This is a genomic window from Halobacteriovorax sp. XZX-3, from assembly GCF_043196495.1.
In the GTDB taxonomy this organism is placed as follows: domain Bacteria; phylum Bdellovibrionota; class Bacteriovoracia; order Bacteriovoracales; family Bacteriovoracaceae; genus Halobacteriovorax_A.
Genome location: NZ_JBEBMO010000002.1, coordinates 1001511 through 1014632, shown reverse-complemented (window position 1 = coordinate 1014632; position 13122 = coordinate 1001511). Strand labels below are relative to the sequence as shown.

Genomic DNA, 13122 nt, shown 5'->3' with positions numbered 1-13122 from the left:
TTTATGAGTCTGCAACACAGACCTTGCCACGTCCAGACTTTTTTGCTTCATACATCATTCTATCGGCCATTCCGATAATTTCATTACGTCCTGAAGCGTTAGTTGGGTAATTGGCAACACCAATTGAGACACTCAATTGGACATCTTCATCCTCATGAGTATTGATTTCAAGCTCTGCCTCTATTTTATAAACAGTAGACTTAACTCGACTAAGAATTCTTTGTCCGATCATCTTAGCATCTTCTAACGAAGAGTATGGAGCAAGAACGACAAACTCATCTCCCCCATAACGATAACAAAGATCATCCTCTCTTACAGTAGAACGAATTGTTTCTGCGACCTGCTGAAGTAAGCTTGTTCCAATCAAATGGCCATGGCCATCGTTGATACTTTTAAAGTAATCAATATCGATGAAGATAAGAGAGAATGAACGTTCTAGTGCATCATATTCTCTAATAGCAGCATCAATATCACTTTTAAATTTTCTTTGATTATAAAGACCTGTTACATCATCAACGTGAGCAAGGGCCTGTAGTCTTTGAAGTTCTTTTACTTGTAAGAGACTTCTAAACTTCGATTGAATATAGTTTTCTAATTGTCTAAAGATATCTGAAGGAAACTCTCCATTCAATACAAGATATAGACTTTGACTTCCATTGAAGCCGACCTCGACAAAGCGATACTTATCACCTTCTATTTCAAGATGAAGCTTTTGTGTCTTTAATGCACCCATTAGTTCTTGATAGACCTTACTTGGATACTCTTCAATAACTTTATTATTATAGAAATCTCTGATGATTGGATTTGAGGATTCATTATCTAACGTCGCAAAAACGAGTGGCGTTTTTGAATCAAACTCTGTCTTAATGAAATCGCGAAAAGACTTCAATACGATATTGAAATTATGCTCTTCAACATTTTGACAAATAAATTCTAAAAGTGCTTTATACTGTTTTTCCAACATACTAATTTTTAATCATCCAGTTCTAGTTCATCATCTAATTCTAATGTATCAGCAACTACATTCAAAGAGCCTCTTAGATTACTAATAAGGCGTTCAAGTTTTTGCTCAGCTAAAACTCTTTCCTTCTTTGCTTGCCTCTCATTAATTGCAACGTTTTCCATATTAAATTCAAGAGTATCAATTTTTCGCTTAAGCTCTAAAATCTTCTCATCTCTTGCTTTTATTTTATTATCACTATCAATGGCCATAAGTTCTAATTGACTCTCTAGCTCTTGTTCACGTGCTCTAACACTTGTATGATCGATTTTTAAGCGTGTCCCAATTTCGGCCATCTCTTCTCTCATGGCCTTATTCTTAGCTTCACTAAGCTCTAGCCCATGCTTGTATTTATCAAGAAGTGATTTCGTTTCCTCAACTTCAATTGCATGTCGCTTTTTAGCAATCGAAAGCTCAATATTTTTTTCATCAACTTCTGTTCTTAAGCTTAACGAATCTCTCTTAAGAAGCTCAATCATTGTTTTTAATTCATTTAGTTCAGTTAAAAGTTTAATACGATCTTCTTTTAACTCTGTAACAGTTACTCTTAAATCAAGTAACTGCTCTTCACTTAGGGAGCTTAAAATGTGCCCAGGGTGAAAGTTAATATTTGCACTAACGTGATTCGATGCTGGAGAGGCCGGTGCCGATGCAACGAAATCATGGTGCTCAGAAGCAGCAGGAGTTTCAACCGAATCAAATCCCCCAAGATCAATATTGCCAGTTTCTTCAGTTGGTGAAACTGCCGTTACAGTTAAGGTCTCATCTGGAGAATTATACTGCTGGTGATTTGCATCAACCATTCCATCAAGTTGGGCCATTGTATCTTCTTGCCCAACAGAAGGAAGTTCCACTTCATTAGTTGTTTCATCATCAAATTGATCAAGATCATCGTCTAGCGACATATCAATATCGGCGTCGAGATCATCAAGCTCGGAATCGAGATCTGCATCAAGACTATCAAAGTCATCTAGATCTCCCATATCATCGAGTTCACCTAAATTATCAAGGTTACCAAGTGAATCTAATTCATCATCTAAATCTTCACCTAGTGACATCTCAAGATCATCAAGGTCCTCATCTAAAATATCACCTGAATCTTCTTCAAGGTTTACTGAAAAGTCATCAGCTGTTTCTATTTCAGATTCAGCACTGGCCTCTACGGCATCAATTTCTTCATCGACTTGTTCTAGCTTATCTTCAACAATAATCGGATTATTATCCAGATCCAAGTCATCTTCACGAGCTGCATCTAGAGAAGCATTTGGAATAGTATCCCCTTCTTGAGTAAGGTTGATGGTAATACTAGATGAAAAATCCATATCAAGATCAGTTGGAGAATCTGCATTTACTGGAGCATTTTCTACGATATCATCATCACCACAAAGATCGATGGCACTCACATCATCAAAATCTAGCTCAATACCTTCATCCAGTGGGGAGCTGTCTTCATTATTTAGCTGAGAGAAGTCAATATTAGTATCAACAAGAGTTAGAGAAGTCTTCTCTTGTGCGTCACTGCTACTATCAGTATCGCTTCCAAGAACTTCATCAACCGCATTTTGAATTTTCTCACTTTCAGCGAGTAATTCTTCCTGTTGCTTCTTTTCTGCTGACATAATTTTCCCCATCGCGGCCATGCAAAACGTATGAAATTTATTTAAATATGGCCTTTTCTTAAATCCTTACCCTCTACTTTTCGCCTTTTTTCGAAAAAAGTTGAGTACTTACAACGCATAAAGTTATTTTATCGAAAGTTATTTTACTTTTTGAGGCATAAAGACTTGAGAAGTGATTAAAAAATGTTCTACAATATTAGGTAGTTATCAAATATAAAGGCTTTTCATGATTAAAAAACTATTATTTTTATCGACTATTTTTACATCTACTTTTTTTTCAGTAAGTAGTTTTGCTCAAGAATTTTTTCCATCGAGTCTACTTTTATTAAATGATTACTTCGCTCATCATGTGATCGTTGCAGAAAAGTCGACTCATACAATCTACCTATATGAAAATAATAATGGCCTGCCACGTTTAATTAAAACATATCAAATGGCCACAGGTCAGAAAGTTGGAAATAAATCATTTCAAGGTGATCGTAGAACACCAGAAGGTGTTTATCATTTTGAGCAATTCATTGAACATAAAGATTTAATTAGAAAGCATGGTGAGCTTGGAGCTCAATATGGGGTTGGAGCATTTGTTCTTAACTACCCTAACCCAATTGATAAAGCGCTAGGAAAAACAGGTGGCGGAATTTGGCTACACTCAACAGACAACGAGCCAAGAATTGACAAAGGCCTAGACTCAAAAGGTTGCCTTGTTGCTCACAATGTAAACCTAATTGATATTTCAAAATTTATTGAAATTAATAAGACAAATATTGTCGTTGTTCACAACTTAAAATTCTTTAACAAGGAAACTTGGGAAAAAGAAAAGAATGAAGTCCTTGATACTGTAAATGGTTGGCTAACAGCTTGGTCAACAGAGAATATCAATGACTACTTAAGCTTCTACTCACGCACAGATTTTATCGATCCAACTCGTGGACGTTACAATTCATTTGCTCAGTATAAGAAGGCCGTATTTGCAAACCCAGGGACTCCTTCAATTCAGTTAAAAGATTTAACTGTATTAAAAGCTGATGACTATGTTGTCGTAACGTTCAAGCAAGACTACACTAGTAATACAATTAACGATATTGGAAAGAAAACGCTCTATTTAAAGCGTGACCCTTATTATAAGTGGAAGATTGTCGCGGAGAGATGGCAGCGTATTCCAATGGATATTACAAACGAGAGGGAGCACTTAAGTTTTGAACCTTCACAGAGGTTCTTTACTTCGCAAGACCCAAAACAAATTTTCACACTGAATCTCACTTTAACGAGACCGTATAGCGAAAATTAAAAGGGAACGGGATGTCCACACCATCAAGTAGTTCAAAGGCAAAGAATAATTTGTCTTTCATTCTTTATGAAAATAATAAAGTACCAAGATACTTACAGCTTTCTCCTCGCGAGTATAAAGCAATCATTTATGTACCAGTTGTTCTTACTGTATTTTCTATATTTGCCTTAGCTGGCTCATACTTCTACACGAAGAATATTGAAAAGCTTATCAAGGCCAAAGAGCCATTAATTATAAAAAATCTAAGAGATGAGAACTCGACTCTGGCACAAAAGAATACTGAGTTAACAACTCTGAACCTTGACCTAACAAATCGACTTGCCAATGAAACGATTAGTGCAGTTAGTGCAAGTTCACTTAATATTATTGCTCCAGTAAAAGGTCAAAAAGACCTAACGAGTCCGGCCAGCATTAATATCGAAGACTTAAAAGTAACTAAGAAAGATGATAAAGCAGAACTTAACTTTAATATTATCAATATCACAAAAGATAATAATAGGGTTTCTGGCTATATCCATATTTTCTTATTCGATGGGAATAACTACTTCCACTACCCTGAAGGCGGTGACTCAATTAGAAATTTCTCACTTAACTACACAAAGGGTGAATCATTTGCAACATCACGCTTTCGTCCTGTAACAGCTAAGTTTGATATGCCTAAGAATAAAACAGTTATGTTTAAGATTTTTATTTTCAACCGTCTTGGCGATATTGTTCATCAGCAATTATTTAGAGAAGAAATTAAGTAGGGCCTTACTATGGATTTAAGAGATCAAAATTTTACATTCGTTGGAATTGGCTCAGTTATTAAGGGTGATATTGTATTAAATGGCCCTTCTCATATTTGCTCGACTATCGAAGGCGATATTCAAATTGATGAAAAACATCAACTAACAATTGAGCCACAAGGAAATGTCCAAGGGCGTATTCGCTGTGGGGACTTGAATATCTATGGTGTAGTAAATGGAGACATAACTGCACAAGGTAAAGTTAAGGTCTTTCCTACAGGAACTGTTAAGGGACAGATTGTCGCTAAGAATATTAATATTGCTCCAGGAGCAAAGGTTAATATGCAAGGGCATACTTTAGAATCATAGAAGTGATTTTACTAGTTAGCGTATAAGCCGATCGATAATTCCACGTTCAAATTTAAAAACAAGACCTAATGAAATTAGATTTTCATGCCCATTACCATTTTCTTGGTAAACATAGCTTGTATGAAAATTAATTTTTCTGGTTATACGAAAAAAATCATAACCAATACCAATTCTTAATCCACCTAGTGTTGTATCTCTTCTAAGGCCATAAGTATTGGCCGCTCCAGCAAAGATATTTCCATCAGAATTTCCTTCAATAAAATCATTAAATGAAACAAGGGCATACCCTAATTTTACAGCAAGTCTCTGAATTGGATAAAAATGAAACTCAAGTCCATAGATGGCAAGCGATTGAACTGCCACCCTATCAACACCACCATGTTTAATGTCGCCGCTTAGATCAATTCTTGTATAGAATGCCTCGATTCCAGTAACACGATTTCTTACCCCATAGGACAAATTATAGCCAATACCTGTAGTTGCCGTATCATATTGGTCCATTTTATCATTTGTCCCAATTCCAAAAACACCATCAAACCTTAAATAAGATATATCGGCCTTTACTTGAAGACAGAGAAATAATAAAGTGAATAGTTTTAAATATTTAGCTAAGCTCAATTAACCACCTCTAAGCTATTGTAACAAAAAGAAAATAAATTTTCCTGAATCAAGATAAGTGGAAGTTTTTTCTCAATTTTATCTATTTAATCACCCAATTAACTTTATTTTAACCATGGCCCGATTCTTTAGGCATGAAAAAGACAAAGCTAAATACATGTATCTTATCCTTAACACTTTTTATGAGCTTACTCTTTGGTACGGCCTCATGTAAGGAAGTAGAATCTGTTATCAAGGCGGAACCCTTACCTGCACCAAGTGGCAATTATCTTGAGCCTGGAGATATCATTGTCATGAATTATACTTCTGACTCTATCGTTCAACTTGATAGTAATGGGGTTTTTAAAAGAACGATCTATCAAGCAACTGGCAACAGTGTTCTTTTGATGGCCCTTGGTTGGTCGAGTGAGACAAATCAACTTCTTTTTACTACTGATGGCAATGACCGCGTACTTGGTATAAATGCCTACACAGGCAAGGTTTCTGATGTCATTGTGCACACGGGACTAAATGGTGCATTAAGAGGTGTAACAGAGCTAGCAAATGGAAATATCGCAGTTCTTGAATCCAACGCCCTCGAGTTATTTACTCCACTTGGAGATGGACATCAAAGAGAGACTTCAGGCTTTCCTATTGCAAATATCATCAATACAGGACAAGGCATGGCATCACTAAGTGATGGTGGCTTCATTATTAGCTCACGTGGCTCTGATCAAATAAGAACTTATGATGAAGATGGTGTTCAACAAAATAGTGTCGCAGGGCCAGCAGGTGCAACTGATGGCTACTTTGCTATAGAGCTTGATAATGGTGATATTGTGGGTATTTGGAGTGGTGCAACTGATCAAGTGATCGAATATGATAGCTCTTTAACAGCAACTGGAGCAAGTTATAGCAATACGACTTACCTTACAAATCCTAGAGGTGTTGCCCAACTACAAAGTGGTAATATTATTGTTTCAGATTATTCATTTAATCACTTAGTGGAAATTGATATTAGTGATTATTCTCTTGTAAGGATAATTGGGCAAGGCCTCTCAGGCCCTACCCATATTCTGGTTGTTCCAGATTATTAATTATAAAAAGTTTTTGTAAGAATAAACTTTGATCTTTGCAATCTTCTTTAGAGCATTCATCATCTTCTTATCACCAAGAACAACTATTTGAACCTTGTCATAAGGGAATGCTGAGTAAATAGTCTTTGCAACATCCTCTTGCGTGATTTTATCAACTGAGTTCGTGTACTCTAGAAAACGCTTAATATCCACTTGAGAATTATCAAGGCTTACTAACTGTCTCATAAAGCTTGATGGCTTTTGAAATTGAAAAGCAAATCCACCTTTTACGGCCTTTCTTACCTTTTCAATTTCTTCCATCGAAATATTCTCTGCCTGAGAATTGTCCTTTAGAATTTTGATTACTTCTTGAACCATCTGATTAACAGTTTCTTCTTTTGTAAAAGTTGAAAGAATAGAGCGGCCATAGTCTTTTTGCATACCAGCTGTTGCCCATGCAGAATAAGTTAAACCTCTTTTTGTTCTAAGTTCCTTTACAAGAATTGAAGTGAAACCACCACCTAAGTATTGAGACATAAACTCTAAATTCTCAAAGCCTGGATCTTCTTTCTTGGCCATGTAAATTCCAGCTCTAACTTGTGCTTGGTTCGCTTTTGGAACTTCAACAAAGTGAATAAGTGGCTTTTCTGGATTGAACTTCTTGATCTCTTTTACTTCAGTATCTAAATTTCTAACAAAGCTTGCTTTAGAATCAAAACCACATTCATTAGTAACAATATTTTTAATCTTTAGGATTGAGCGTGGACCAGTGATATAAACTTTCTTTTTAACATCATCTCTAAAATATTTCAGACGACTTTGAAGATAGCTTCTTTTAATTCTCTTAATATCTGCGAGTCTTCCCCTTACATCTGATACGTATGGAGTCCCCTTTAAGCTTATAGTACGAAATGCTGTAGAAGCTAATTCACCATGATCTGAAACAAGATTCTGTCTTTGGGCAGTAAGAGATTTCTTAGCTTTAGATAGTTCTTGAGCAGGGTAAACTGCATCTCTAAAGATATGACAAATTTTCTTTGTAGTAGGAATAATGTCTTTAGCAAGTCCATTATATGAATAGCTTGAGAATTCGTGAGTTACATTTGAAGAAGTTGAAACCCCATAGAATTCTAGGTTATCTGCAATTTCATTAAGGCTAAAACGATTTGTTCCACTCTCAAGTAGATCAAACATCATCCTAGTTACACCTTTAGTACGGCCATCTTTAATTGCACCATCAGCAAAGAATATCGTTACATTATAAGTAGGGAATTTATCATCTTGAATATAAGTGACATCGATATTTTCCCATTTAAATTTTTCAATTTTATCGACTAGTTCATTGGCACTAACACTCATGAAAGTCGATGCAATGATTATTGATTTTAAAATTTTATTCATAGCTACTAATCCCTTCATCCTAGTTACGATCCCAAATTGATAAGAAAACATAATCGTTACCAGAAATATAGCGACGACAAACATCACGAACTTGATCAACATTCATCTCACTATAACTCTTAAGCTGTTTCTTATATTCTCTATAGTCTCCATTAAAGAATTCAGAAGAACCTAGGAAACTAGCTAGGCCATCATTAGTCGAAATTGCTTCATAGTATTGTTTAAGAAGCATATTCTTAGTCTTTTGAACTGCTCTTGGAGTAATGGCCTTTTCACATGAATCCTTTAAAGACTTTAGAAGTTTACGACGAGTGTCCTTAATACCTTTTTTCGGAAGTAACTCTCCTCCAATAACAAAAATACCACCATTTTTTAGGTTGTAGTTGTATGAGTAAACCTTAGAGAGTCTTGGGTTTTTCGAAACAACATAGTTCTTTACTAAGTAAGAGCTTGTACCTGTTCCCAGAATATCTGAAAGAAAATCGAGAGCGTAAGTGTCTTCGTGAGTAACTGAAACAGAAGGGAATGCAAGTCTAAACATTGGGTTTTTCGACTGTCCTTTTAGACTTCTTACATATGGAAGCTTACCTTCTCTTTTATATCTACCAGCATCATCAAGCTTTGCCTTCTTTGTATCAAGAGTCTTATTCATTGGAATTTTACCAATAGTATCTTGAACCTTTGAAAGAATTGCCGAAGGATTAATATCACCAACGATCACCATAATGGCGTTATTTGGAGCATAAAAGTCATGATAGAACTCAAGCATTTGTTTGCGATCTAACTCTTTAACATCCTTTGCGTCCCCTATGACAGACCCTCCATAAGGAGTTCCATTAAACATGGCCTTCATCATAGCGAGGTGAATCTTACCACTTGGTCTATTCTCATAACGCATCTTTCTTTCTTCAAGAACAACTTGTCTTTCCTTTTCAAAAGGAACTTCTTCAAGCATGAGATTTGCCATTCTCTCCGCTTCAAGTTCAATCATTTTCTCAACTGTCTGAGCTGCGATATTCTCGTAGTAAACAGTATTATCAAATGTTGTATAAGCGTTAGAATTACCCCCATAAGTTTCGATATAGTCAGAGAAGTATTCTGCTGGATAGTTCTTCGTTTTCTTAAACATCATGTGCTCTAGAAAGTGTGTCGCTCCAGTTGTCCCCTTTCTCTCATAGCGTCCACCTACATCATAAAAAGTATAGATCGAGGCAATCGGTAATTTCGAATCACGAACAAGTAGTAAGCGTAGGCCATTTTCTAAAGTGTGTTTCTGAACATCAATATTTAGTTCTAATGAACCTAGGCTTAGGTCCTTATTAGAATGTTGATTTTCATTTGTAGATGAACACGATGAATTTAGAATAAGAGCTGCGGCTGTAAAGACAAATAAATTAATTGCTTTAAACATCAAATCTCCAATAAAAGTTAATATAAATAGCTTAAAAACTTATGATTTTCTTGGCAATATAAAGTTATGAATTTATTAGTTACGTTCCTAGGAACCGGAACAAGTACAGGTATTCCAATGTTAGGCTGCAGCTGTCCAGTTTGCACAAGCTCTAATAAACACAATAAACGATTGCGTACTTCATTTTTAATCCAACAAAATGATACCACAATTCTCTTTGATACGGGGCCAGATCTTCGCACGCAATTATTGCGTGAAGGCGTAAAGGATATCAGTGCAGTTATTATTTCACATGCCCATGCTGATCACTTGAACGGCATTGATGATATAAGGCCATTCACCTTTAAACACCCTATTAACCTCTATACTGACCAAAATAGCGCAAATATTATGAATATAAGATTTAGCTATATCTTTGGAAATAACCCTGGCCACATCGGATCAAGTCCGAGGCTTTTGCTCAACGAAATACGGCCAAATACCATAAGTAAGATTTGCGACTTAGATTGCGAGTTCATAAGTCTGCCACATGGCAATGGGACAAGCTTAGGTCTTATTATTGGAAAGCTTGCCATCATTTCAGATTGCCATGAGATCCCGCAAGATGAAATAGAAAAGCTACGCTCTTACAAATTAGATTCTCTCATTATTGACTGTGTGCGACACAAACCTCACCCAGCTCACCTTTATGTCGAAAGAAGCTTTGATTACATTAGACAAATAGGGGCCAATCATAATTACCTAACCCACATGGGCCACGAACTTGATCACGACTTATTGCAACAAGAGTGCGATGCTCACTTTCCAGATGGAAGTGTCAAAGTTGCTTATGACGGGCTAAAATTCGAGGTTTAATTTATTGTAATAGCATTTGAAAACAATTATATTTGCCTCATATATTTTATGAGTATTTTAACGCCTTCAATTCAATGGAGTTTTTATGATTATTGGTGTTCCTAAGGAAATTAAAAATAACGAAAATCGCGTAGGTCTAGTTCCAGGTGGTGTAAGACAACTTATCCACGATGGTCACGAAGTATACGTAGAAACAAATGCAGGAGTTGGAATTGGTATTTCTGACGAAGCATATATTCAAGCTGGAGCAAAGATTCTTCCATCACTTGAAGAAGTATTTGAAAAGTCGACAATGATCATTAAGGTTAAAGAGCCTCAACCAAGAGAAATTGCTCTTTTAAAACCACACCATATTCTTTACACATACCTTCACCTTGCGGCAGATGAGCCACAAACAAAAGGTCTTATGGAGTCTGGATCGACATGTATTGCATACGAGACAATCCAACCTGCAGACGGCTCTCTTCCACTTCTAACTCCAATGTCTGAAGTAGCAGGTAGAATGGCAACTCAAATTGGTGCCGCTTACCTTCAACTTGATCATGGTGGTAAAGGTATTCTACTTGGTGGTGTACCAGGTACAAGAAGAGCAAAGGTAACTGTTATTGGTTGTGGTGTTGCGGGAACAAACGCAATTAAAATGGCAATGGGTATGGGTGCAGACGTAACTGCAATCGATCTATCAACTAAGCGTCTTGCTGAGCTTGATGACCTATTTGACAACAGAATTACAACTTTATTCTCAAATATCGACAATATTGAAAAATCAGTTCAAGAGTCGGATCTTGTAATTGGTGCAGTACTTGTTCCAGGTGCAAAAGCTCCAAAGCTTGTAACGAGAGAAATGATCTCTAAAATGGAAAAAGGTTCAGTAGTTGTTGATATCGCTGTTGACCAAGGTGGTTGTATTGAAACATGTAAGCCAACAACTCACCAAAACCCTACTTTCCTAGTTGATGGTGTTGTTCACTACTGTGTTGCAAATATGCCAGGTGCAGTTGCTCAAACTTCAACTTATGCACTTACAAACGTAACTCTTAAGTACGCTCGTATGATCGCAAAGTACGGTGTTGAAGAGTCAGCGATGATGGATGAAGCATTTAAGAAAGGGATCAATATCTACAAAGGAAAACTTGTGTACAAGCAAGTTGCTGAAGATCTAAATCTTGAATACACTCCACTAAATCTAAATTAAGATTTGAAATATTGGCCCCTACCTGGGGCCATTTTCTTACCAAAAATCATTTACCATCTAAATTACCTTACTAAATCAGTGTTATTTTTCTCAAAATATCTTACATTTTGAGGTTAATTTAAAATTTACCGACGTATTTTTTTCAATTTCACCTAAAACTCGATAGAAATTATCAACTGTTATATTTTAAGGGGGAGAAATGTCAAAAATTCTAATCGGGCTAATGCTCGCATGTTACACTCTCGCTGCGAATGCAAGCGATCATCAATTAAACTTCTCATTCAATGGTGGAGATAATGATGTACAAGTACTAGCTAAGGAAGTTGAAGTTACTAAGTACAAAGAAGAGCCATACGAAGGGACATGTTACCGCCAAATACCATATCAAGAAAATGAGTGTGGTTATGAAACAGATTATAGAAGAGAATGTCGTTGGGAGCCAGGCCGTCAGGTTTGTGAAACTGAATATGATTACCAATGCCGTTATGAAACGAGATATCGTCGTGAGTGTACAAGAGGTCCTTCGAGACAAGAATGTCGTACAGTTCCGGGACAAAGAATTTGTCGTACAGTGAATGGAAGACAAGAATGTCGTCAACGTGATAGCCGTCGTGTTTGCGAGACAGTCCCAGGACGCGAAACTTGTCGTTCAATCCCATACCAAGATCGTGTATGTGGAAATGTACCAGTAAGAAGATGTCACACTCGTCCAGGACGTAATGTATGTGACAATGTTCCTTACCAAAAATATGTTTGTCGTGATGTAACAAAGTACCGCTCAGAACCATACTCATGTACAAAGACTCGTACAGTTGCATACAAAGAAATGGAAAATGTAACTCACAAAGTAAAGGTACAATACCTTGGTGCAGTTGATAAAGCTGATGCAAATTTCACGCTTGAGTTTAGCAACGAACTTAAGAGCTTTGATACACTTGTACAAAACTTAAATAAAGAAGCAACTCAAATTAACTTCCAAGTTTCAGACTTTACAAAAGTTTCTGATTACAATTATGAGTCAACTCTTAAAGTAGAATTCTTTGACCTAGATGAAGCGAAAGCTCCTATTCTAGTAAATCCTGAAAACGTAAAAGTTGGAGTTAAAGGTCAATTCGAACTGGAACTTTCAAATTTTACAGAAGGCATGCAAGAGCTAAGTGCAGAAATTGTTATCTATGACAAAGAAAAGAAGAAGATTCATTTTAAGAAAACAATCAATCTTCTAACTTTTAATAAAACTCTTCTTGATAATGGAAATATTCTATTTACAGAAGAATTGAAAAAGCACGGATTTGAAAAGATTAAGAAATTTGCTCTTGGGCCATTTGAAAAGGCACGTGAGTTAAAGGTTACACTTACATTCTTTCCTCTAGTATCAAAAGTACCGGGACAAGAACTTAAGTCAGTGACACACACACTAAATACAAAAGCTAAGTTTTAATAAATTGGCCCTTATTTAATATAAGGGCCTTCTTCAATATTAGGGAATTGATGAAGGCCACTTATAATAAAGAAACCCTCTACTGAGCGTAGGGGGTTTTTCTATTATTTTCTCCTCACAATAATCTAGTTAAAAGAAGTTA

The 13122-nt window shown here is 36.2% G+C and carries 12 protein-coding genes; 7 read left to right on the top strand and 5 right to left on the bottom strand.

Annotation, left to right across the window (positions count from 1 at the left end; translation table 11 throughout):
* Position 1: 1 nt before the first annotated feature.
* Positions 2 to 964 (bottom strand): GGDEF domain-containing protein, encoded by a 963-nt coding sequence (locus ABMA70_RS15455; protein ID WP_103219060.1) that lies wholly within the window; start codon positions 962 to 964, stop codon positions 2 to 4.
* Positions 965 to 972: 8 nt separating this feature from the next.
* On the bottom strand, positions 973 to 2619 hold the full coding sequence (locus tag ABMA70_RS15450; RefSeq protein ID WP_392992337.1) for a hypothetical protein: 1647 nt from the start codon (positions 2617 to 2619) through the stop codon (positions 973 to 975).
* A 226-nt stretch (positions 2620 to 2845) separates the two neighbouring features.
* On the opposite strand from ABMA70_RS15450, the gene ABMA70_RS15445 reads away from it, so the two are divergent.
* The 3 genes from ABMA70_RS15445 to ABMA70_RS15435 are packed head-to-tail and all read left to right on the top strand — an operon-like array spanning position 2846 to position 5004.
* Positions 2846 to 3907, top strand: coding sequence for a L,D-transpeptidase family protein (locus ABMA70_RS15445; protein WP_103219062.1), 1062 nt, complete (start codon positions 2846 to 2848; stop codon positions 3905 to 3907).
* Positions 3908 to 3918: 11 nt separating this feature from the next.
* Complete coding sequence (locus ABMA70_RS15440; protein WP_103219063.1) at positions 3919 to 4656, top strand: hypothetical protein; 738 nt, start codon at positions 3919 to 3921, stop codon at positions 4654 to 4656.
* 9 nt (positions 4657 to 4665) lie between these two features.
* Positions 4666 to 5004 (top strand): polymer-forming cytoskeletal protein, encoded by a 339-nt coding sequence (locus ABMA70_RS15435; RefSeq protein WP_103219064.1) that lies wholly within the window; start codon positions 4666 to 4668, stop codon positions 5002 to 5004.
* Between the two features lie 15 nt (positions 5005 to 5019).
* Here ABMA70_RS15435 and ABMA70_RS15430 read toward each other — a convergent pair whose 3' ends face one another.
* The gene (locus ABMA70_RS15430) at positions 5020 to 5622 is read right to left on the bottom strand and encodes a hypothetical protein (RefSeq protein ID WP_103219065.1); all 603 of its coding nucleotides are present in this window, start codon (positions 5620 to 5622) and stop codon (positions 5020 to 5022) included.
* A 134-nt stretch (positions 5623 to 5756) separates the two neighbouring features.
* On the opposite strand from ABMA70_RS15430, the gene ABMA70_RS15425 reads away from it, so the two are divergent.
* Positions 5757 to 6698, top strand: coding sequence for a hypothetical protein (locus ABMA70_RS15425; protein WP_392992340.1), 942 nt, complete (start codon positions 5757 to 5759; stop codon positions 6696 to 6698).
* Here the strand turns inward: ABMA70_RS15425 and ABMA70_RS15420 are convergent, their stop codons facing one another.
* Both ABMA70_RS15420 and ABMA70_RS15415 read right to left on the bottom strand, forming a co-directional pair.
* Positions 6699 to 8078: a M16 family metallopeptidase gene (locus ABMA70_RS15420; protein WP_392992342.1), complete on the bottom strand. Its 1380-nt coding sequence runs from the start codon at positions 8076 to 8078 to the stop codon at positions 6699 to 6701. It lies immediately after the preceding gene.
* Positions 8079 to 8097: 19 nt separating this feature from the next.
* A complete protein-coding gene (locus ABMA70_RS15415; protein WP_103219068.1) occupies positions 8098 to 9489 on the bottom strand; it encodes a pitrilysin family protein in 1392 nt (463 codons plus the stop codon).
* A 66-nt stretch (positions 9490 to 9555) separates the two neighbouring features.
* On the opposite strand from ABMA70_RS15415, the gene ABMA70_RS15410 reads away from it, so the two are divergent.
* From ABMA70_RS15410 to ABMA70_RS15400, 3 genes are all read left to right on the top strand, one after another.
* Entirely contained in the window at positions 9556 to 10344 is a 789-nt protein-coding gene (locus ABMA70_RS15410; protein ID WP_103219069.1) for an MBL fold metallo-hydrolase, read from the top strand.
* Positions 10345 to 10429: 85 nt separating this feature from the next.
* The gene (ald, locus tag ABMA70_RS15405) at positions 10430 to 11539 is read left to right on the top strand and encodes an alanine dehydrogenase (protein ID WP_103219070.1); all 1110 of its coding nucleotides are present in this window, start codon (positions 10430 to 10432) and stop codon (positions 11537 to 11539) included.
* 199 nt (positions 11540 to 11738) lie between these two features.
* Complete coding sequence (locus ABMA70_RS15400; protein WP_103219071.1) at positions 11739 to 12980, top strand: hypothetical protein; 1242 nt, start codon at positions 11739 to 11741, stop codon at positions 12978 to 12980.
* Positions 12981 to 13122: the final 142 nt, after the last annotated feature.

Bases quoted from the DNA above. Each gene is read 5' to 3' on its own strand.
- ABMA70_RS15455 (WP_103219060.1), bottom strand. From the start codon at position 964: ATGTTGGAAAAACAGTATAAAGCACTTTTAGAATTTATTTGTCAAAAT.
- ABMA70_RS15450 (WP_392992337.1), bottom strand. From the start codon at position 2,619: ATGTCAGCAGAAAAGAAGCAACAGGAAGAATTACTCGCTGAAAGTGAG.
- ABMA70_RS15445 (WP_103219062.1), top strand. From the start codon at position 2,846: ATGATTAAAAAACTATTATTTTTATCGACTATTTTTACATCTACTTTT.
- ABMA70_RS15440 (WP_103219063.1), top strand. From the start codon at position 3,919: ATGTCCACACCATCAAGTAGTTCAAAGGCAAAGAATAATTTGTCTTTC.
- ABMA70_RS15435 (WP_103219064.1), top strand. From the start codon at position 4,666: ATGGATTTAAGAGATCAAAATTTTACATTCGTTGGAATTGGCTCAGTT.
- ABMA70_RS15425 (WP_392992340.1), top strand. From the start codon at position 5,757: ATGAAAAAGACAAAGCTAAATACATGTATCTTATCCTTAACACTTTTT.
- ABMA70_RS15420 (WP_392992342.1), bottom strand. From the start codon at position 8,078: ATGAATAAAATTTTAAAATCAATAATCATTGCATCGACTTTCATGAGT.
- ABMA70_RS15415 (WP_103219068.1), bottom strand. From the start codon at position 9,489: ATGTTTAAAGCAATTAATTTATTTGTCTTTACAGCCGCAGCTCTTATT.
- ABMA70_RS15410 (WP_103219069.1), top strand. From the start codon at position 9,556: ATGAATTTATTAGTTACGTTCCTAGGAACCGGAACAAGTACAGGTATT.
- ald (WP_103219070.1), top strand. From the start codon at position 10,430: ATGATTATTGGTGTTCCTAAGGAAATTAAAAATAACGAAAATCGCGTA.
- ABMA70_RS15400 (WP_103219071.1), top strand. From the start codon at position 11,739: ATGTCAAAAATTCTAATCGGGCTAATGCTCGCATGTTACACTCTCGCT.